The sequence below is a fragment of the Micrococcaceae bacterium Sec5.7 genome (genome assembly GCA_039636785.1).
GTDB lineage: Bacteria > Actinomycetota > Actinomycetes > Actinomycetales > Micrococcaceae > Arthrobacter.
On the sequence record CP144170.1, the window covers coordinates 42,245 to 62,044 of the forward strand.

Below are 19,800 nucleotides of genomic sequence, written 5' to 3' on the forward strand. Positions count from 1 at the left end.
AGCTACCGGATCGCGTGGTCCGGGTTTTCCTCGTCGTAGAGGTCCCGCGATCGTCCAATGGCATGTTTATTTGCCAATGACCAGTCTGCGAGCTGCTTGACCAAATGGGTGAGGCCGCTGCCGCGGGCGGTGAGTTCGTAGGTGACTTGCGCTGGGACCGTGGGGTAAACGGTCCGGGTGAGCAGACCGTCACGTTCAAGGCGCCTGACGGTCAGCGTCAACATCCGTTGGGAAATCCCGTCGATGGCTCTCTGCAGTTCCCGGAAGCGCCGCACGCCGGAGGCCAGTTCGACGATGACCAGGACTGACCACTTGTCCCCGATCCGGTCGAGGACGTCGCGGATGCCGCAGTCCGGGTGGTCGGTGCTGCCGCACGGTTCCAGGGCAGCGGTTACCCCGGTGTGACTGCCTAACACGAAAGTGCCTCCTTGTGGCATTGCCCAACGTTACTGAAGATGGGTCTAGTTACTGAAAAGAACCAGCGGAAGAAGCCAGTCTATGATTCTCGTTACCGGGGCCTCGGGCCAGCTCGCCCAGGCAATCCTCCACCATCTCAAAGAAGCCGGAGTCGATGCGGTAGGCGGTACCCGCACGCCGGGCGACGACCCGCGCCAGCGCCTGCTCAACTTCGATGATCCAGACACCCTCGACTTTGGTGGTGTCGGCACCCTTGTCATTGTCTCCGCCGGAACGGCCGAGGACGACGTCGTAATTGCCCGGCACGAAAACGCCGTCACCGCCGCCGAACGCAGCAACGTTCAGCACATCATCTACACGAGCGTGGCCGACGGCGGCGACCACCTGGGATTTGCCCTGGCCCACCGCTGGACCGAACGACGTCTGCAGCAGGGCACCGTTCCCTGGACGATCCTACGGAACGGCCTCTATGCGGAACTGATCGGACAACTCCTCACACCTGAAGCGGGCACAATCACGGCGCCGTTCGGCCCCGGCAGTGTTGCGGCGATCGCCCGTCAGGACCTGGCTGAGGCGGCATCATTCGTCGCACAGGATCCACGGGCACACGCCGGACGAACGTACAACCTCGTCGGCACGGAGGCGATCTCCGCGTTGGACGTCGCAGAGGAATTGGGAGCAGCCTACAAGCCCGGCACACTCGCGGACCTCCGCAGCGCCTTGAACACCGCAGGGCTTCTGCCGTTCCAACCAGCCATGCTGCTATCCATACACACCGCTGTCGCCCACGGATTCCTTGACGAAACCACCCAAGACATCACCCAGCTTCTCGGGCGGGCCCCACGGAACCCGCTGACCGTTGCTGCTGCTGCCGCCCAGGGACAATGGCAGTAGCAATTGACTGTTCTGCCAGGGGGGCGGTCAGCAAGGATGTCTCGCGTCAGTTTTTAGACGAGTGCACGTCAGCGTACGACCCCAACCACACACCGGCAGATACAGCCACGACCGTTCGTCGAGGACCGTCCGCAGTCCGGTAACGATCGTTCGCAAGACACCCCAGGGCATGTTCGAAAAGGCACGGAAACACGGAGCTCATTTTGTAACACTTGCCGTGTACTCGCCTATGTAACGTTCTACCGGGTTAGTGATACGTTTCCGATATGCGAATCGGATACGGACGGGTTTCAACCCGGGATCAGCACCCCGAAGCCCAACACGATGCCCTGACCGCGGCCGGCTGCCAGCAGGTCTTCCTCGATACGGCCTCCGGAAAGCTCGCCCGCAGACCCGAACTCGACAAGGCCCTGCTCTCGGCCAACCGGGCAGGCGATCAGCTCGTCGTCACCAAACTCGACCGGCTCGGCCGGTCGTTGGAAAACCTCATCGACTTGTCCAACACCCTGCAGGAGCGCGGTGTTGACCTCGTCGTCCTTGACCAGGGCATCGACACATCCACCGCCACCGGGCGGATGTTCTTCCAGATCCTCGGCTCGATCGCCGAGTTCGAACACGCCCTGATGTCCGAACGGACCCGCGACGGGCTCGCCGCCGCCCGCGCCCGGGGGCGGACCGGCGGCCAGAAGCCGAAGCTCACTCCCCGGCAGGTGAAGATCGCCCGGGAAATGTATGAAGAAACCGGCACCGACGGCAAGCGGGTTCACACCGTGTCGGCAATCGCGGCCGAGTTCGGTGTCACGAGACCCACAATCTACCGTCATTTCGAGACCCAGAAGGGGTAGCCGGGGTTCTCTATCCCGGCTACCCTTGGTCGGGTCCGTTTCCGGCATCACTGCTTTCAGGGTCACGGAATGCCCGCCACGACCCGCCGAAGTCGGGGAGCTGGAACGAGTAGTGCCCGTGGACGTTGATGTGCCGGCGCAGGTATGCCGATAGCCGGGCCACGTCTTCCTCGGCAATCGGGTGGCCCTGTGCCCGCAGCGTCTCCAGTGCCCGGTCGAGATAGACCGTGTTCCAAAGTGTCACGCAGTTCAGCACAAGGCCTAAAGCGCCGAGCTGGTCTTCCTGTCCCTCGCGGTAGGCCCGGTGCAGTTCGCCTTTGCGCCCGTGGAAGATGTGCCGGGCCAGGGCATGGCGGCCCTCCTGAAGGTTTCGCATGCCCTTCATCTCCCGCCGATATTGGGGGTCATCGACGAATGTCAGGACGTGGAGCGTTTTGAAGATGCGACCGTAATGAGCGAGAGCTTCGCCAAGGTCGGTGGGACGGCCGTCACGCTGGAGAATGCGGATGACGTCGTGGGCGGAGACTTCCCGGGTATGCACGGAAGCAACCACGCGCAGGATATCGGGCCAGTGGCGGCGGATCTTCCCCACATCGATCCTGCCCCGGGCGGTCTTGTCCAGAGCGCCGTAGTCTGCGCCGGCTTTGATACGCCACAGCTTTGCGTCCGGCAGATCGGCCAATACGGGCCTGTAGTCAAAGCCGAGGAGAGTAACGAGGCCGAACACGATGTCCGAGTATGACCCTTGGTCGGTGATCAGCACCTCCGGGCGTTGACCGCTGTCGGGGCTGATGACGAGATCCACGAAGTGGAGGGTATCTTTCGGTGTCCCGGAGACAACCTTGCCGGACAACCCCACGGACTGGTCAGAAATCATGTTCAGCCAGGTCACACCTTTCTTGCGGTGGAAGTATTTCGGGTTAGGCCGGGCATCGATGGTCCGTACGGGCACGAGGAACCGCATCCCGTCGACCGCGGCGACCATCCCCCCGCCCCAGGCCTGAGGGAGGGTAAGTCCGGCCTGGGCGTCGATGAGTACGGTGTTCGCTGCGGCGTAGGTCTCCGGACGCAGGTAATGCTGGTCGACATGCGCCAGCCGGCCGGCGGTCAGGGCAGCCACTTCGCCGGTCACCGGGGAGAGCCCGACATTCAGTGCGTGCGCCGTCAGCAGGGCCGCGACCGAAACATGGAGATCAGCAAGTCTTGTCCTGGCACCGGACACGGCCGTGAACGAGGCGGCGAACGCCGGTTGCCATTCCATCACTTCCAGGATCTGCTCGGAAAGGTCAACCTGCGGGATCATGCCGGACAGGCGTCTGCGCAGGTCGAGCAGGCTCGGGCGTTCGACCAGGGCCTCGTCCTTGCCGAGGTGCAGCCTGCCTCCCGTGTCAACGGTGATATCGGTATTGGCGACCATGCCGCCTGCGGTTGCACGCCATGCCGCGTCCAAGTCCTCCGCATGTTCGGCCAGCAGAGCGTCCGGACTTTCCGGGAGCAACAGCGCCCCCAGTGCCGGCCCCTTGGCGGCCTCCCACGCAGGACCCGACAGTAGCTTGGCCCGGGGATCGCAGAACCGTTCGGAGGTCAGCGCGAAGATGTCGCGGTGCTTGAGACCGGCGTGGAAGAGCTCCAGCACGCAGAAAACATAGGCATTGCGGTCAACCGTGCCTTCCGGCCGGTCCTTGGCAAAGACCAGTTTCTGCCACCAGCCTGACGGGACGAGCTGCACATCCACCTTGCGGGCATCGAGGTATCCCTTGGGAACCCGTGCCGTCTCCTTCACCTCGAGCAGCTGTACGAGATCCTCCATGGCCCGCAGGACCCGCTGTGCGTCGGTGGTGGCGCCGAATCTGATGCTTTGGCACAGCATTTTCACGAACCCTCTTACCGAGTTGTACCTCTCCAGGACCGTGGCCCGCCATGCCCCGTCCGACCCGGCCTGCGGTGGTGGGGTGATTTGCGCCAGTCCCTCTACAGCCGCCCGGATCTTCGCCCTGGATCCCACTGCCTTTTCGATCATTTCCCACACCATGCCCAGTGGAATGTTCTCGCCCAGCTCTTCGGCCTCGAACAACACCTCCACCACGGACTTCACCAGCGCCGCGTCTCTGGCCACACGGGGGTAACGCCTCACCGTCTCCTTGTCAGCGGACTTCGCCGCCCGCCCGAACAGCTCATTGGCCATGAGCGCATCGAAGAGTTCCAGGGCGTCATCGGTGGCTTTCGTTTCAAGCCATGTCAGCGTGGCCAGCAAGGTCGCGGTTCGCATGCTGTCCGGATGCCGGGCCAGTTTCGGCGCTTTTTCGTTCATTCCGGACCTGGCCAACTGCAACATTCGCCGCTTGGAAACGCCCGTACCCGCAATATCGATCTCTCCCAGACGCAGGGCCGCGATTTCGGACACCCGGTCCAGCGCCTTCATCATCGACCGACCCGATGGATCCCTGCGTGGCGGATGACGCCACAAATCCAATTGGGACCGCCGCCCCTGTCCAGGGACCAGAAGCACCCTATCGAGTGCCGCTGCCTGATCACTTGTCACCACCGCAGCAAGAGCATCATGTAACCGGGATTCGGCCTTCTTCCTGACGCCGGCCACCTGATCTCGGAGGGTGCTTACTCCCGGCAACAGCACGCGGCGCCCGCGTAGCCAGGCCACCGCCGCGAAAAACAGCGTCTTCGGCCCTGCGTCACTGGTCCACGCCTGCCGGTCCACCCACTCCAACAGCTCCGTTTCGATCGAGGCGTAAGTGACGAAACCGTATACCTCGGCGATCTCCCACTGGTGCTCGAACCGAGTCTGCTTCCGTTCCATGTACCGCTTCACACACGACGGATCGGCCACGCCTACCTGCACCGCAACAAAATCGACGACAGCGGTTGGAACATCCACGGGATCATCCAGGAATGCACCCAGATGACGAACGGTCACAAGCTGGAGTCCGAACCCGAGCCGGTTGTGGTCACCCCTCCGCTTCGCCACCAGCTCGCGATCCAAGTCATCGAGGAAGAAAAACCGATCCAACACCGACTGTTCCGGAGCTTCTAGCGCATACCGTCCGTACGCCGCCTCTTCGGCAGCCGTTAAATATTCACCAGCCATGCTCTCTCAACGATCGACGCTAGCAATCGTTGCGATCGGTTTGATCCTTAGCGCTACTTTTCCGCGGAATGGTCCTCGACCCCCGTATCCTCATTGGCATCATGCCCGCACTCGTCTTTGGAAACTTTGAACCTGTTTGTGGATCGGCTTGGTTCCGCGGCATTGGTGGTCCGATTTGCACTCCTGCGCTTCTAATGCCGACCGTTTTCTCCTTGATGCTTGCAGTACTAGGTATCGCCTTGCTGATCGTTGGTTTGGCCATGAAGCAAGGGAATGAATAGCACACACTTTGCGGCGCCTCAGGAGCTATGCACTTCTCCAGATCTCTTCATCCCGAGTGGATTTGATGCATCTGCAGGGCCTGACTGTTCGGCAGATAGCTGACCTCTGCGGGGGCGGTGGGGCCTCAGACCGACATATCCGGATTCACAAGGGCCCGGCCCTCGGGTTCCAAGTGAAGCATGGGAGTGCAACAGCCCAAGGTTGAGCGCTTTCAGCGGATCAGCAGCCTCTTGGGAGGTTGTCCATGCGCACTCGTCGGCGCTACGGCAGCGGGCCTGGCCCCTGAAAACCACCAACACTAAACGAACCGCACAGCTACGCCAGACGATAGGGTCATTCTTCGATCTGCCCCAACTTGGATGAGACAACCAACCTCAATTTGTCTCATTCAAGTTGGGGCAACCCCTCGATTCAGACACTCGCTGCCTCAAGTTATCTGAGACAGGACAATTGAGCCTTTCAGAGCCCACCAGGCTGTCCTTCACTTACCTGGACGCCTTTCCCTCGGCTCACCCACCGCGCCTTTTCCGCCCGGTCACGGGCATCTCAGAAACCATGCCGTGGTCCCTGCCGGCAGCCGGAACAGATCATGCGCTGCACTCACCTGGTCTTTGCACTGACCATGCCGGGCAGGTTCCATGCACCGGATAGCCCCACCCATCAGCGTTCTCCTGCCCGGGACATGCACGGCGCAACAAAGAATGGGTTGGCGGAATGATCCGCCCACCCATCTCCTTTTGAAGCTCCCCGGGATCCTGACCCGGTGTTATCTACTCTGAGTGCTCAGCGTGGTCGTCGTGGACATAATCATCAATCGTCGGTGGATTGGCCGGAGTCAACACCGGACGCGGGAGTTCCGGGACCGAGCCCGAAACGGGAGCGGTGAAAGCGGCAACCTCCCAGCCTGCAGCTGCCTTCTGCACGATCACCATTTTGGTGAAGGGCTCGAAGGATTCCGGCACTGCCCCCTCAGCTGCAGTGCTGATCCGGTACCTTGCCAGCACTGTCACCAACCCCTTGCTGAGGTCCTGGCTTTGCACGATTTCCAGATCATCGATGATGGCCTGGCGCACGATTCGCGCCTGCACGATCTCATTCCATCCACGATCGCTTCCCTCCTGGCCGTACATGGATCGCAGCTCGGAGCCATAGGTTGCGGTCGTGAACCTGGTGGCCCGTTCCACCCAGGAGACGGCGGTGGAATCGTCCCAGCGTTGGCCGGTGTAGGCCAGGATGAAGCTCTGGACGGTTCCCAGGACTGCCGCCTCATCGGTGGGAAGCAGGTCCTGGGAAAGGTTGGGATCCTTGCGCGGTGTGGCCGGGGTAGCCGGCGCAGCATCCGATGCCGGGCTTTCCACCGCAGTGGCCGGCGGCTCTTCTGCCGGCGGGGTGCTGGCCTTGGATACGGCACCGATGATCATGAAGGCGATGGCTATGGCCAGCACGGCCACGATGATGATGGTTTTCTTTGTCACGGGGATTGCCTTTCAAGATCAGCCGTCGATGAAGGTGAAGTATTCGCTGCCGGGGTTCCAATCAACGGGGTGCAGCAGTGTGCCGGCTGAGGGGTTCAGTGCGCTGTACATCATTCCGTCGCCGGCGTAGATCCCTACATGGGACCAATGGTTGGTTCCATCGGGGATCTGAACGACAAGATCTCCAGGCTGCGGGTTGGTGGTTTTCTTACCCACCTCCCATTGCTCCGTGCGCGGGATCCCCTGGATGCCGGCCTTGCTCAGCGCCCACAGGACATAGCCGGAGCAGTCCCAGGCTTTGAAGTCGGTTCCGCCCCAGACATAGCTCCCGCCCAGGCCCTCACGGGCAGCAGCAATGATTTTGCCCCTTGCTGATGAGTCAGCCCCGGGCAGCGGCTTACCGGCGCCGAAGTCCTGGCCGGGGGTGCACCCGGTGTTGCCGCCGCCGCCAAGCCGGGCCAGCAAGGCCCGCGCAACAGGCTCCCATTTGCTGTAGGCATCGGGGACTCCCGAGCGCTGGACGGCCTGGGCCGCGTCGTTGAGGCTCAGTTGTTCCCATCCAGGAATCTGCAGCAGGCCGGGCGGCCAGTTGCCTGGGGAATCGTGGATCCCCCAAAACTTCAGCGCTGACTCTTCCGGATTCATCAGATCCGCCACGGTCCCCCAGCCTTGTGAGGGGCGCTGCTGGACCAGGCCCACTGAGTCATGATCAGAGCCGACGGCGTCGTGAGCCACGCTGAGCGATTCCGGCACGGAGGCGTTCGCATACATTCTGAAGTTGGACTCCTGCAGTGCCGTCATCAGGAATACGAGGACGCCTTTTTCGTTGACGCCTGCGGCCCGTCCTGCTTTGACCGCCCGCTCGGCGTAGCCAAGCTTGGTTGCGTTCAGCTCGATGGTGATTCCTGCTGTCGTCGTGCCGGTGAATCCCGTCTGGGCTGCCGGCGCGGGTTCCTCGGGCTGGCCGACGGTGACGGTGCCAGGTCCGGATCCGTTGCTCCCGAGGGTGACTCCCCTGGATTTCATGAAGGCAACGGGATCCACGATCGCCCCGTTGACATGGACCTCAAAGTGCAAGTGTGGTCCGGAGGACATTCCCGTGCTCCCGACGTTTGCCAGGGGCTGGCCTGCGCGGACTTTGTCGCCCTTGCGCACTTTCGTGGATCCGTCCTGGGCGTGCCAGTACCAGATCTGCACGCCATCGCCGGCGTCGATGATGATGCCGTTGCCGGTGTCTCCTCCGGGGTTGGTGTCGCCGTTTCCGTAGGCTGCCACGACGGTTCCCCCGGAGGCGGAAAGGAAGGGCGTGCCATCCGGCGGTGCAATGTCCTGTCCGTTATGGAATGACCCTGCTCCGGCGACCGGCGCAGGCCTGGGCCCATACGGGGAAGTCAGCGGGCCCTCAACCGGGTTGGTCCAGCCGCCTGCGCTGATCGATCCGCCGATGGTGCAGATGTCCGTGCCTGAGCCGCTGCTCTTGCTCAGCACGGCACCGACCAGAATGACCGGCAACGAGGCGACGCAGCCGGCCAGGATCAGGACCAGGGCGAGAATGCCGGCGACGAGAGCTTTCTTGTTTGTCTTGTCCATGCTTTGACAGGCTCAGCCGTTGGCCCTGCGGGCCGCGGCCCGCTCTTCGTATCTGTTGGCCTGCTGGGTGCCTTTGGCGAGCCGGGCCCTGAGCTTCTCAGCCCGGTCAGAGGATTGCTGGGCTGCCAGCTTTTCGCGCAGCTGCGATTCCTTGGCTTCCAGCCGGGGGCGGCTGATGTGCCGGCCCTGTGATTGCCGGTTGTCGACGGCATCCAGCTTCGTGTGGATCCGTTCCTTCTTCCGCTCCAGCTGCTCATCGGCTTTGGAGACTTTCTGGCGGAGACTTTCGTTCCGGGCCGTGCGTCGGGTCGGTTCATGCGTGACCCGCCGCGTTGCTTCCTTAGCTTTTTCTGCGAAGGCCTGGGCCTTGGGTATGACAACGGTTGCGACCTGGACGCCCTTGGCGACCGGGGCCAGGCCCGGGACTTTCGACGCTGCGCTCAGTACCTTTTGCAGTTTGGGGCCGCCTGCCGTTTTCACAGCCTTGCTGGCTGCGGTCCCCGCTACACCGGCACCGGATACCGCTGTACTGAGACCACCGCCCTTCGCTTGACTGGACAGAGCATTCGAGGTCTTGATCGATTGCGCCGTCCGGACTGCCTGCTGCGTGCCCTTGATGACCTGGCGTCCGTTGACCGGCTGAGAGGCGCCACTGTTCTTTGCCCCCATGAAGGAGGACATCTTGGCCGCCACCTTGTTACCCCAGGCGAGCAGCCTCTTCCGGAATGAGAAGATCAACACCGCCCCGCCGATGTACAGAAATCCGAGCAGGACGAACTTGTTGGGGCCGAGGCTGTCCAGGGCGTTCATGATCTCGATGACGAACCTCAGGTAGAGAACCAGAACGGCCAGGGAAGCCACCATCATGGCCAGGGACGCTGCCACGGCCGCGAGATCCTGCCAGAATCCGCCTCGCTCCTCCCCTGGCAGCAAGGCAGCGTAGCCGGAGGGTATGAGCTTGATGACCCGGAATCCCAGATACACCACGGTGGCGATCAGTACGAGGCCCAGGACCATCGCCATGATGACCAGGAGCAACATGCTGAGCATCACGCCGCCGAGGACGTTGATCTGCCCTGAGGGATGCTCGATGAAGAATTTCGCCTCAGGATCGCAGGCAGCGACCGCATCCCGGACGCGGTTATCCCCCGAATCCCCGGTTTTGACTTCCTTCATCTTGGTGTCGAAAACTGACTCGCATTCGCCCGTGAGCTTCTTCCCGAAGCTGACGTACATCGCCGGCTCCCTCATGAAAATATCGGTCAGCTGCTGATTGAAGGACTGGTCGATCACGTCCTGGGCGGTGAGACCTGCGGCCGTCTGGTTAGCCCCATCCGTGGCAATGGCCACCGCCACCTGGCCACCGCCGTTTATCGACTTTTTGAGCCATCCGTTTTCACCCAGGATGGTCGTGGCCGGGTTCGCCAGGATCCCCGTGAGCAAAGCCGCCACGATCGCAGTCGTGACCAGGTTGATGGACCCGTGGGAGTACCTTCCCTTGGCGATCTGCCAGCCGTAGACCAGGCCGCTGAGGGCAAGGGCGAACGGAATCCAGTTCAGGCCACCAAAGAGCGTCTGGACGGTGACGGCGAAGCCTTCCAAAGGTGAGGTGACAACAGTTACCCATTCGAAGGAAAGCAGCCACTTAAAAAACCACATAACGAAGTTCAGGGAGTCGGTCAGAAAAGGCCACAGGATGTCCACATAGATTCCGATGGCCATTTTCGACATGTTGTCCATGCCCCCGCGGTCGAACGGAAGCACTTTGTACTTCTCCGCCGGCACGCCATGAGAGTCCTGGACACCGCCCAGCTGGTTGGCGTCGGGGTTTTGCGGATCCTCCGCATGGGCTTCCGGAGCTGCCAGGATCAACAGGGCTGTCACCAGGCACAGTGCGGTGATGACCCGAAGTAGCAGCGGCCTGGCCAGGACATAGGCTGCAGCTCTGCTCACGCGGCATCCGCATCGGGAGTGGAGAGGATCGCCTGGTAACGCTCATCCCGTGCCGGGCGCAGGATCTGCAGCTTGCCGTATCGCTGGGCGGCGTCCCGCATGAGTCCTTCGCCTTCCCTCCCGGGCAGGACCTTGTTGTTTTCATCCATCGGTGACAGATCGGTTGTGACAAGCTCAACCAGATCTTCATCAGTTGAGTCCAGCCCGAGCCAGTCCAAGGCGCGGATGGCAAGGTTGCGGTCGGTGTGCCTCATGACGATGCGCACCGGGATGAGACCACGGACGACTTCGTTGCCGAAATCCTCCTGGGCGTCATGGCTGCCCAGTCCGATGGCTGCCTTGTGTTTACGTCCTTCCCTGACGAAGGTCTCGACAACGTAGATGCCTTCCGTTGAGAGGGTGATGTGGTGGGCTTCGTCGACGATGAACAAGGACAGCTGGCTGACGTCCCTGAAACAAAACTCCTTGCCGATGCGGGCCATGAGTGCGTACAGGCTTCGGCCGAAGATCTTCTCCACGGACAGCTGGGCGAACAGGTGGGCGTTACCCAGTTCCGCAGCGCTGGGAAGTTCGGTGCCCCTCGTGCACATGACGATGCCCTTGGCGTCTAGCGGCAGCGGCGGCAGGGTCCCGTCGAAGAGTACTTTCCCGAGTTTTTTCCTGGCGAAGGCATTCATCCGCCTGGCCAGCTCTTTGGCTCCATCAAGCTGGCAGTCAGTGCTGAGGTGTTTGAGGACACCTCCGAGAGATTCGATGCCTTCCTGAAGGAGGTAATCCTTGTCCATGACTTCGGAAAGGATGATCCCCATGTCATCGGTCGGGGCAATGTTCAGCAAGGTGGTGAACACTGTCTCGACCATGGAAGCGCCGGTCAGGGCACCGAAGATCCTCAGCGGGTCCAGGGAGTACTGGGGGTTGGCGATTTCCAGCGAAATGCAGTCGGTTACCGAAGCCCCGAAGTGGGCCCATTCCATCGTTCCGGATCGGTCTATGACGAATATGGAGCCGTTTCTGTCGATGACGTCGCCGGCTTGTTTTTTGAGGAAGAAGGATTTTCCCGCGCCCAGCTCGGCGCAAACCCCAAATGAACCTGACTTGTTTCCGATCATGGATCCCCCGATGTCCAGGAGCACAGGTGTCTGGCGTTCGGTGGAGATGTTCATCGCGACAAGGCTTCCCTTGGTGGCACCGAGTTCTGTTGATGCGAGAGGAATTGCGCCTGCAAGATCCCGTCCCGTTGTCAGCTGCGCATATTCGCGTACCTGGCGGGAGGTGGGGATCCCTACCTGCATCCCCCACCACAGCTCTTCCTGTCCGCCCAGTGGAGCTTCCAGGACCAGCTCCATGGAGGAATAGAACCTAGCGACCTGATCAGCAAGATCTTTGGCTTCTTGAGCCGTTCGGGCGCCGACAGCGAAGATCGCTGTCATCTGAACCTTGGTTTCCTTGTCAGAACGGTTGAGAGCGGATTGAAACGCCGAAAGATCCCGGGCGACCGCGTCCAGTTCTGAGCTTGATCCGGTAATACCCTCGTCGGTGCGCTGCCAGTACTGATCCGCCAGAGTCGCTTCTGCTTTGGTGTTCTGCCTTTTTGCAATGTCAGCGCCTGTGATTGTCAGGCGGAGTACAAAGTCGACGTCCAGGGGAAGGGAATCAGCCAGGTACAGCCATTCCGTGCCGGGGAACATCATTCCCCCCTTGGGTGTTGCCGATACGGCCTGCAGCACCTGGTAGGACGGCGTATCCGACGCGGCCACCTTGAGGTACCTGCGCTCGAAGGGGTTCCTGATCTTGCCCTCCCCCACGTCGCTCTGCCCGGCCTCATCCAACCAAGGGTTGGGTATGGACGATCCCATCTGGATGATCTCCTCAGTCACATCGCCGCCGAGAGTGGATGTCGGCACCCGTCCGTCTGCCCCCAGGCCGCGCTGCTCATGGTGAATACCCATCCAGATGTGCTCTGCCGGCGTTGCCTTCCTGGGCTTGAACACTGACGGGATGAGCTTCTCGATTTGATCGGCTTTTTGCTGATACGAATCGATCATCTTGGCCGACGGGACGATCTGAGGAAGTGCGAGCATCTCAGCGAATTCGTGCTGAAAGACACCTATCGCTTGCTGAAGGGATTCTTTTGGACCAACCTGCAGCGGAACCGAAAGCCAGAATGCCCGAGTACCCAGCCGGATGTCTTCCAGAGCATTCAGTGTCTCCAGCACCTCATCTGCCCACGAAGGGTTGGCCTCTAGATCAACGCCCTCGATCATCTGCTCCACAACGGAGGCAGGATCCACATCAGCAGTGAGGCCGGACAGGAGCGCTTCCCCTTCAAACGCCTGGAACAGCGCCTGGTGCAGAGCCTTGACCGTCTTCTTGATCTTGACCGGGCAATAGCCGTACGGAACCGGCTGGAGCCGGAAGGAAGCCCACACCGTGCCGGAACGGGTAAACATCAGGTTCTTTCTCATGGCGGTTGCCGGTGTTCGCATTCTGTACTCCTACTTCTGGCTGCTCGACTGAGCCATCAGGCGTTCAATGGCAGTCACTGCACGGTTTTCCCGGTCACTCACCGGTTCGATAACGGCTGGAGCTAGTGCCGGCGCCTGAGCGGCCGGGTGCGAATCAAGGTGTTGTTGCGGTACCTTCGGCAGGTCAATGTGATGGTCACTGACGATGGTCAGGCCTGAAACGTAGTGGGGCTTACGGAACTTCAGAGACGCATTGGCGAGCTTGCCGCCGGATGGTGCGCTCCAGGCCCCGAGAGCGCCCGCCGCGATCATGACGGGGTTCCTGTTTTTCGTCCGGATCATCCCGGCCAGATGGACGGGCACCAGCACAACCACGACCAAGGTGACGAGGTTTCCGATGAGGCCAAAACTGGCCCACATCCCCCACGTAAAGAGAGCGAGCATGATCATTGCGGCCCCGGTAATGCCCTGGGCCGCTGTGTAAGGTCCGCCGAAAATCTTGGTGCCGTCCGGGAGACGGCCCATCATCAGCGGATACTTACTTGTCCTGTAAAACCGGACGATCTCATGCTCTTCGTTCTCGCTCATCGCAATCAGACTCCAGAACCAGGACGATCCGGAAGGGACGCCGCGACGTTCGAGATCGACGTGGGGACGCCTGTAGCGATGGTCTCGTCAATCTTGGTGGAGAACACTCCCAGCCCGCCGCTGACCAGGAAGATCAACGCAGCGCCGATGACCGCGGCGATAGCAGTCGCCATGATGGCCTTGGTCTTGTAGGCCACTCCCAGCACGATCACGATGGCGGCGATCCATGACGCGCCAACGAGCGCTCCATTGGCTTCAGCGATCTGGCCGTTGACCAGGCCCCAGAATCCGTTATCTGATGCGGCGCTAACGGAGGTTTTGACGATAAGAGCTTCGGTGGTGAAGAACATGGTTTTCCTACTTTCTGGTGGGTGAGGGTGTTGACGTTGGTGCGGTGGCAGCCGGGTCTGTCGTGGTCAGTTCAGTGACCTCCCAGCGGCCGGCCCTGGCCTCAAGGACCAGGGAGTATTCGGCAGTGAGCTGCTGGCCTTCCACTCCGAGGAGCTGAACTGTTGTCAGCGTCCGAATTGAGGCACCGTCTTCCGGCGCCTGGACTGGAGGTGTGGAAGCTCTGAACTGCAGGGGTTTCACGCCGGTGAAGGGCGCCGGGCTGACTGCAGTGATCGCAGTCCCAGGGGCCAGGTACCGGGTAATGTCACCCGTTCCGGCCAAGTAGGCCTGAAGGAAGCTGGTAATCGACTGGGCAAGAGGATCCGCGGCCGCCACGTTCTGGCTGAAGCCACTTGATACTTCGGGACGGAGCAGCGGCGACGTCACGACCAGAGGCAGTCCCACTGGTTTGATACCTTCCGGCGTGACCCGCAGACGCACCTGGAAGTAGCGCTGCGGCCACGTCGAAACAACCTGCCCGTCCTGCGCCTTGGAGGCCTCCCGAACCTCAGCGGCAATCTGAACCTGAACGACTCCGTCCGATGACTTCTGGCCGATCGAAGCCACCGCCAGGTTCCGGTATTCGAATCCCTTCTCCGGCAGCGAGATCCCACCGATATCCGTGTAGGAGTCCAAACCTGCAGAGTTGTTCCTGGTGGCAGTGAGCCAGGCAGCAATGTAGGCCTGAGCCATCGACCCGGCGCTCTGGTCAACCGTCGACGCCGTCTGCGTAGCTTTCACCGGCTTCGCCTGGGCTGTCGGAGTAAACCCACCGGTCACGGCCACCAGAATCAGAGGCCAAATCACCAGGGCCGCCCAGCAACCCAGAGCGATGGCCTTGGTGGACAACGCCTGGCCCTTCGTCCACGGATTGGTTTCCGGCCGCTTCCCCGAGGTCAGATTCAGACTCCAGCGCTTGGGCTTCGCCTCGGCCGGCGACCGGCTGACCGGCGCCTTGCCCTTGTTCTGGATCCTCATCAGGCCACGCCCCTCTTCAACCGATGCGCTGCCTTGTTGCCGGATTCGAGCCGGGGTGAAGTCAGGTACTTCCGCAGCCGCTGCTGTGCCGTGGCATCAAACGGCTGGCTGTGCACCTCGGCAAGCCGCTTGGTCAACTCGCCATGGACGGCAAAAGAGGTCGCAACGTCCGTAAGATCCGCTGCGTCTTCGTCCTCTGTGAAACTGCTCAATTCAGTAGTCATGGTCGGCCCTTCGTCTCCTGGTTGGGGTGTGCTTACCAACAAGAGGGGCCCGCTTAAGGCCAAACCGGACAGCTGCAGCGAACTTTTCTTTTTCCTTCACGCCCGGGCGTCCGGATCCCCGTGTTTACACCGAATTCCAGCCACAGCAAGGGCCATCACCGGACAAATTCCGGCCGGTGACATTGCCCCACCAAATGAATCAGCAAGCAGTCCAGCAAGGGGCAGTTTCCTTCTCTGGTCCTAGAGAACCGCGCACGCGAGAGGCGCGACATCCGGACCTACGAAGGAGACACCCAATGCCTACCGCCGTATTCACCCAGCTCCCCTGGCACCCCAGCGTCGACTCCGTCGAAGCCACGTTCGCGGAGTACGCACCCCGGTCCCCCAAAGGCGCCTACCCGGCTCTTGGCAACGTCCCCCTCGAGGAGCTGCGGAAGTACTGGTGGGAGCCGATCAGCGGAGAAAAGCGTGACGAAGTCATTCATGAGTTCCTGACGGCAGCGCAGGCCGGTGATGCGCTCGCCCAGCTGGCGCTGATCAAGCTCCTGGTGCCGAAAGCCATCAAAGTGGTTGCCAGCTCACGCCAGCTGCGTCTCTACTCCATGGACGATGCAATGGGCATCTACATCACCGCACTGTGGGAAGCGATTCTCACCCACCCGCTGGCCCGCAGGAAGTCCCTCATCTTCTCCCTCGCCATGGAAGCCCTGGGCATCGTCAACGGTCACGTCAAGAGCAGCCGGCGGCCCGTCGAATGCCCCCTGGAAGATTGGCACGATGCAGCCGCCGAACAGCAGCTGCAAAGCGCATCAAACCGCACAGAGGAAGACCTGGCCGAAGTTCTCGCCTGGTCACTGTCGGCAGGAGTGCTGACACGCGACGAAGTAGTTCTGCTCACCCGGTACTACCTGGCCGGAGACATCCCCAACTCAAGGCAGGACCTCATGGAAGACCACGCTCTCAGCGCAGAAGCCCTGAGGAAAAAGGCGTCGCGGATCCGCAGCAAACTTGTCGAAGCCGTCCGGACAGAAATCACCGAAGCAGGCTGGTAAGCCACCGACTCCCCCACCACCAAAGACTGGCGTCACCGAGCCTCACCGCACGCCAGATCTGCCACCCGTTCCGGGAGACGTACTACAGTAGTACACTGGGGTGTATCAGAACGGAGGCCCTCGCGTGAGGATCAAGAAGAGCATTACGAGTCGGGAATTTAACCACTCCTCCAGCGAGATTCTTCGCCAGGTGCGGGAAGGTGACGTAATCCCCGTGACCTACGGCCGGGATGGCGCCGTTGTGGCCTACATCGTTCCGGCATCCACCTTGAGGAACCACGAAGCGGTAGAAGAGATTCACCGCGCAGTCACTTCCCCCCGTTCAGCTGCCCGGGATGTGGTCATGGGATCCACGGTCAAAATCGACTCCACACACACGCTGGATGAGATGCGTGAAGGAGAACGCTACTAATGCCGCTCACCAGCGCTGGATGCTACATCGACACCTCTTCCCTTATCCGCCTCCTCACCCCACAGCACCCCTCCCGCCAGCCCCTCCTGGATTATCTGGACCAGGGCTCGCTTTGGGACCAGTTGTGCACCAGCAAGCTGACACACCTGGAGACCACTCGGGTAGCCATCAGGGATGGCAATAAGGCACTGGCCAAAGATGTGGGCAGTTTTCTGAACGAGATCACGGTCATGCCCATCACGGATGACGTCCTCGAACGCGCCATGGAGATCCCTTTCCACATCAAGTCCCTTGACGCCATCCATGTTGCTTCCGCAGCAGCTGCGTCTGTGATCCTGACATCGGACAAGAACATGACGAGCGTCCTGCACCAACTCCAGCAGGATCCGAACTCGTCCGCCAGGTACCCCTTCCGGGCGGTCATCGGATAGACCCCCTCCCTACCGTCCACCCGAGGCACCACTCCAACCACACACGCTTGGGGATGCTTCTGGTTAACCCTTGACGGCGCTGGGCACGGCCTTACTCTCACCCCTCTACGCATGAGCAATGTGCAGTCGCCATGTTGTGCATGCATAGACAAGATGCATTCACCATGCGTTCACCATGCAGTCATTGTGCCTTCAAGATGTGTTGTGCATTCGTCACCAGCTCATTGGAGTTATCAAGTCGACATTTCGAGAATGCATGTCCTCTGTATTCACCACACATTAGATACGCACTGCTTATGTTCTAGGTATTCCTTGTCCATATGCCCACTACATACTGCCAATATTGGCCATATACCTTGCCTGTACTTGCACAATATCTAGCAAGGGGGTAGTGTGCGCGTTATGGACTCGACAACCAACTCTCTGATACCTCCTGCCAATACCGCACCTGCATCGATCCTTACTGAGGATGACTTGTTCAGGTTGCGGCGCGTGATCGTTATAACCAACGGCAAGGGGGGAGTGGGTAAGACGTCCGTTACGACGAATATCGGCACCCTGCTCGCTCAAGCCGATTACAAGGTCCTCATCGTCGATCTGGACTCCCAGGGCAACGTGGCCAACAACTTGGGCTTCGATGAAACTGACAAGGACGACGGGGGAGCGGCTCTCCACTCCGCAGCCATCTACGGGAGGGCCCCGGAGCCAATCCGAGGGATCCGTGCCAATCTGGACGTCTTGCCCGGAGGCACATTCACCGATCAGCTTATGGACGCTGTCCACGGCGATTCCCTTCGCGGCGGGAAGCTCAAAGGATGCGTCGCACGCGCCATCGCTAAGATCGCCCCGGAATACGACATCATCCTCATCGACACGCCCCCCTCGTCAGCCGGGTACGTCTACGTCGAAGAGGCGATGCTCGCCTCCCGATGGATCCTTGCCCCCCTGCGGCCGGAACCCAAGTCCATCAAGGGCCTGGAGAGCCTCGCAGACCGCATCTCCCGGGTCCAGTCCGTAAACCCCTACATCCAGCTGCTGGGCGTCATCCTCTTCGGCGTCCCCACAGGCGCGACACGGGTTGAGAAGCGCCCCCGCGACATCCTGGGCGAGAGGCTCGCCGGCATCGCCCCTACCTTCAGCGCAAAGATTCGGAACGTTGTCGCAGCCGATGCCGATGCCTCATTCCGCGGGGAGGCTGCGCACGAGCTCGCAGCAGAAGTCGCCAACCAGGGGCCCTTCTGGGAACGGCTGCGCAACGGAAAGTCATCCGGGCCCACACTCGCCGGATCTGCCGGATCCCTCGCAGAGGACTACATGTCTCTCGCGACCGAAATCGTCGACCACATGAAGAGCCAGGAAGAAGCACTTGAAGCAGGAGCAAACTGACATGGAGTCAAAGAAGAGCCTCAGCGCACTGGGCGGCCTCAAGCGCACAGCAGTACCTCCCTCAGCCAACCCTGCCGGAAGCGACCAGTCGGCAGATACTGAGCCCCAGCCCCAGCCGTTGCCAGCGGCACTCGTGCCGGCCGCTGCTCCCGCCTCGCAGCCCGCTATGCAGGCAATCGCACCGCAACTCAATCCAGCGGTCCAGCCCGCCCATTCCAGCCCGGCGGGGGAGCAGGAAAAGGCGCCCACAGAGGACCGCGGCGCCGCGGTTCCGGGCAACCTCACCATCCGAGGATCCAAGGTCCTGATCCAGGCGCTGGAGGCTCACAAGGAACGGACAAAGCTCTCGTTCCCCAACGTTCTCTTCAACGCCATCGATGCCACCATTGACGTTCTCCCCGGGCTCCTGGAGAGCAAACGTGTGGCCGTCCCTAAGGCGAACCTCTTCGGGCGCCCACAAACGGTGCAAGTAATCGAGGAAGACGCCTCCGAGAAACACAGCAAGGCCATGCGGATCGGCGGCCAGCACATGGATGTACTGAACCATCTCGCCAATGAGTACGCCGGCGGAAACCGCAACAGGCTGATCGTTACGGCGTTAAGCGAGTACCTCAAGGACGAAATCGAACAGATAACGAAGGGCCAGTCAAAATGAGCGCGGCAACAGCGACCGCTCAGGACACCGAGAAGCCTCGCAAGGCCCGCTCCCTGGCATCTCCTGTCCAGTCCAAGCCCCGGCTGCCCATCATCGGAGCTGCCATCGCACTCATCATTGTGATGGCGCTCCTCTTCGTCTGGATCCTGCAGTCCCAGGGACGCAGCGAGACCGTCTTCGCAGTAAAGGGGGACATCGCCCGCGGCCACATATTCGAGGTGGACGATCTCACCGCCGTTCAAATCCCAGAAGGCGAACCGATCCCGCACTTCCTGACCACTCAGCAGGGTGACGTCATCGGCAAAACAGCCGTCGTGGATATCCCCGCAGGATCACTCGTTGTCCCTAAGGCCATCAGCTCAGGCGCCGGGCTTCCGGACGACCAGTCACTGGTTGGAATGTCACTGAACAATTCCCAGCTGCCGCCCTACCCGCTGACTAACGGCGACAAAGTCCGCATCGTCAGCACCCCGGCCAACCAGGCTGAGGTCCCCAGGGAAACACCCCAGGCTGTCAGCGCCTCCGTCGTCTCCACCGAAAAGGACACCGTTTCCGGGCAAACCCTGGTCGCTGTGATGGTCCCTAAAGCAGACGCCCCGATCCTTGCAGCCAAAGCCGCCACCGGACGCGTTGCCCTGATCCTGGACGGGGATAAGTAGC

At 61.2% G+C, this 19,800-nt stretch carries 19 protein-coding genes; 9 read left to right on the top strand and 10 right to left on the bottom strand.

Annotated features, from left to right (window positions below; all coding sequences use genetic code 11):
* Positions 1-2: 2 nt before the first annotated feature.
* The gene (locus tag V3C33_20840; GenBank protein ID XAS69881.1) at positions 3-416 is read right to left on the bottom strand and encodes a helix-turn-helix domain-containing protein; all 414 of its coding nucleotides are present in this window, start codon (positions 414-416) and stop codon (positions 3-5) included.
* Between the two features lie 82 nt (positions 417-498).
* On the opposite strand from V3C33_20840, the gene V3C33_20845 reads away from it, so the two are divergent.
* Both V3C33_20845 and V3C33_20850 read left to right on the top strand, forming a co-directional pair.
* Positions 499-1,311 (top strand): NAD(P)H-binding protein, encoded by an 813-nt coding sequence (locus tag V3C33_20845; protein XAS69882.1) that lies wholly within the window; start codon positions 499-501, stop codon positions 1,309-1,311.
* A gap of 266 nt (positions 1,312-1,577) precedes the next feature.
* Complete coding sequence (locus tag V3C33_20850; GenBank protein XAS69883.1) at positions 1,578-2,156, top strand: recombinase family protein; 579 nt, start codon at positions 1,578-1,580, stop codon at positions 2,154-2,156.
* A gap of 19 nt (positions 2,157-2,175) precedes the next feature.
* Here V3C33_20850 and V3C33_20855 read toward each other — a convergent pair whose 3' ends face one another.
* Complete coding sequence (locus V3C33_20855) at positions 2,176-5,259, bottom strand: Tn3 family transposase (protein ID XAS69884.1); 3,084 nt, start codon at positions 5,257-5,259, stop codon at positions 2,176-2,178.
* 101 nt (positions 5,260-5,360) lie between these two features.
* Between V3C33_20855 and V3C33_20860 the strand changes: the two genes are divergently transcribed.
* The gene (locus V3C33_20860) at positions 5,361-5,540 is read left to right on the top strand and encodes a hypothetical protein (protein XAS69885.1); all 180 of its coding nucleotides are present in this window, start codon (positions 5,361-5,363) and stop codon (positions 5,538-5,540) included.
* A gap of 771 nt (positions 5,541-6,311) precedes the next feature.
* Here V3C33_20860 and V3C33_20865 read toward each other — a convergent pair.
* The 8 genes from V3C33_20865 to V3C33_20900 are packed head-to-tail and all read right to left on the bottom strand — an operon-like array spanning position 6,312 to position 15,204.
* Positions 6,312-7,016, bottom strand: coding sequence for a hypothetical protein (locus V3C33_20865; GenBank protein ID XAS69886.1), 705 nt, complete (start codon positions 7,014-7,016; stop codon positions 6,312-6,314).
* An 18-nt stretch (positions 7,017-7,034) separates the two neighbouring features.
* Complete coding sequence (locus V3C33_20870) at positions 7,035-8,606, bottom strand: peptidoglycan DD-metalloendopeptidase family protein (GenBank protein XAS69887.1); 1,572 nt, start codon at positions 8,604-8,606, stop codon at positions 7,035-7,037.
* Positions 8,607-8,618: 12 nt separating this feature from the next.
* Positions 8,619-10,559, bottom strand: a complete 1,941-nt coding sequence (locus tag V3C33_20875) for a hypothetical protein (GenBank protein XAS69888.1) — start codon at positions 10,557-10,559, stop codon at positions 8,619-8,621.
* A complete protein-coding gene (locus V3C33_20880) occupies positions 10,556-13,045 on the bottom strand; it encodes an ATP-binding protein (GenBank protein ID XAS69889.1) in 2,490 nt (829 codons plus the stop codon). Before V3C33_20880 ends, V3C33_20875 begins: the two co-directional genes overlap by 4 nt.
* Positions 13,046-13,054: 9 nt before the next feature.
* Positions 13,055-13,612 carry a hypothetical protein gene (locus V3C33_20885; protein XAS69890.1) on the bottom strand — a complete coding sequence of 186 codons (558 nt, stop codon included), beginning with the start codon at positions 13,610-13,612 and terminating at the stop codon, positions 13,055-13,057.
* A gap of 5 nt (positions 13,613-13,617) precedes the next feature.
* A complete protein-coding gene (locus V3C33_20890; protein XAS69891.1) occupies positions 13,618-13,962 on the bottom strand; it encodes a hypothetical protein in 345 nt (114 codons plus the stop codon).
* A gap of 7 nt (positions 13,963-13,969) precedes the next feature.
* Complete coding sequence (locus tag V3C33_20895) at positions 13,970-14,980, bottom strand: conjugal transfer protein (GenBank protein ID XAS69892.1); 1,011 nt, start codon at positions 14,978-14,980, stop codon at positions 13,970-13,972.
* Positions 14,980-15,204, bottom strand: coding sequence for a hypothetical protein (locus V3C33_20900; GenBank protein XAS69893.1), 225 nt, complete (start codon positions 15,202-15,204; stop codon positions 14,980-14,982). Before V3C33_20900 ends, V3C33_20895 begins: the two co-directional genes overlap by 1 nt.
* Positions 15,205-15,500: 296 nt before the next feature.
* Here V3C33_20900 and V3C33_20905 point away from each other — a divergent pair, with 296 nt between their 5' ends.
* From V3C33_20905 to V3C33_20930, 6 genes are all read left to right on the top strand, one after another.
* Positions 15,501-16,256 (top strand): hypothetical protein, encoded by a 756-nt coding sequence (locus V3C33_20905; GenBank protein XAS69894.1) that lies wholly within the window; start codon positions 15,501-15,503, stop codon positions 16,254-16,256.
* A gap of 124 nt (positions 16,257-16,380) precedes the next feature.
* A complete protein-coding gene (locus tag V3C33_20910) occupies positions 16,381-16,668 on the top strand; it encodes a hypothetical protein (GenBank protein XAS69895.1) in 288 nt (95 codons plus the stop codon).
* Positions 16,668-17,099: a type II toxin-antitoxin system VapC family toxin gene (locus V3C33_20915; GenBank protein ID XAS69896.1), complete on the top strand. Its 432-nt coding sequence runs from the start codon at positions 16,668-16,670 to the stop codon at positions 17,097-17,099. The genes V3C33_20910 and V3C33_20915 overlap by 1 nt, the downstream gene beginning before the upstream one ends.
* Before the next feature lie 492 nt (positions 17,100-17,591).
* The gene (locus tag V3C33_20920; GenBank protein XAS69897.1) at positions 17,592-18,485 is read left to right on the top strand and encodes a ParA family protein; all 894 of its coding nucleotides are present in this window, start codon (positions 17,592-17,594) and stop codon (positions 18,483-18,485) included.
* A 1-nt stretch (position 18,486) separates the two neighbouring features.
* Positions 18,487-19,140, top strand: a complete 654-nt coding sequence (locus tag V3C33_20925) for a hypothetical protein (GenBank protein ID XAS69898.1) — start codon at positions 18,487-18,489, stop codon at positions 19,138-19,140.
* Positions 19,137-19,799, top strand: coding sequence for an SAF domain-containing protein (locus V3C33_20930; GenBank protein ID XAS69899.1), 663 nt, complete (start codon positions 19,137-19,139; stop codon positions 19,797-19,799). The genes V3C33_20925 and V3C33_20930 overlap by 4 nt, the downstream gene beginning before the upstream one ends.
* Position 19,800: the final 1 nt, after the last annotated feature.

Coding starts and splice junctions, on each gene's coding strand:
- V3C33_20895 (XAS69892.1), bottom strand. CDS start 14,980: ATGAGGATCCAGAACAAGGGCAAGGCGCCGGTCAGCCGGTCGCCGGCC.
- V3C33_20905 (XAS69894.1), top strand. CDS start 15,501: ATGCCTACCGCCGTATTCACCCAGCTCCCCTGGCACCCCAGCGTCGAC.
- V3C33_20870 (XAS69887.1), bottom strand. CDS start 8,606: ATGGACAAGACAAACAAGAAAGCTCTCGTCGCCGGCATTCTCGCCCTG.
- V3C33_20925 (XAS69898.1), top strand. CDS start 18,487: ATGGAGTCAAAGAAGAGCCTCAGCGCACTGGGCGGCCTCAAGCGCACA.
- V3C33_20900 (XAS69893.1), bottom strand. CDS start 15,204: ATGACTACTGAATTGAGCAGTTTCACAGAGGACGAAGACGCAGCGGAT.
- V3C33_20845 (XAS69882.1), top strand. CDS start 499: ATGATTCTCGTTACCGGGGCCTCGGGCCAGCTCGCCCAGGCAATCCTC.
- V3C33_20885 (XAS69890.1), bottom strand. CDS start 13,612: ATGAGCGAGAACGAAGAGCATGAGATCGTCCGGTTTTACAGGACAAGT.
- V3C33_20850 (XAS69883.1), top strand. CDS start 1,578: ATGCGAATCGGATACGGACGGGTTTCAACCCGGGATCAGCACCCCGAA.
- V3C33_20890 (XAS69891.1), bottom strand. CDS start 13,962: ATGTTCTTCACCACCGAAGCTCTTATCGTCAAAACCTCCGTTAGCGCC.
- V3C33_20930 (XAS69899.1), top strand. CDS start 19,137: ATGAGCGCGGCAACAGCGACCGCTCAGGACACCGAGAAGCCTCGCAAG.
- V3C33_20860 (XAS69885.1), top strand. CDS start 5,361: ATGCCCGCACTCGTCTTTGGAAACTTTGAACCTGTTTGTGGATCGGCT.
- V3C33_20880 (XAS69889.1), bottom strand. CDS start 13,045: ATGCGAACACCGGCAACCGCCATGAGAAAGAACCTGATGTTTACCCGT.
- V3C33_20915 (XAS69896.1), top strand. CDS start 16,668: ATGCCGCTCACCAGCGCTGGATGCTACATCGACACCTCTTCCCTTATC.
- V3C33_20855 (XAS69884.1), bottom strand. CDS start 5,259: ATGGCTGGTGAATATTTAACGGCTGCCGAAGAGGCGGCGTACGGACGG.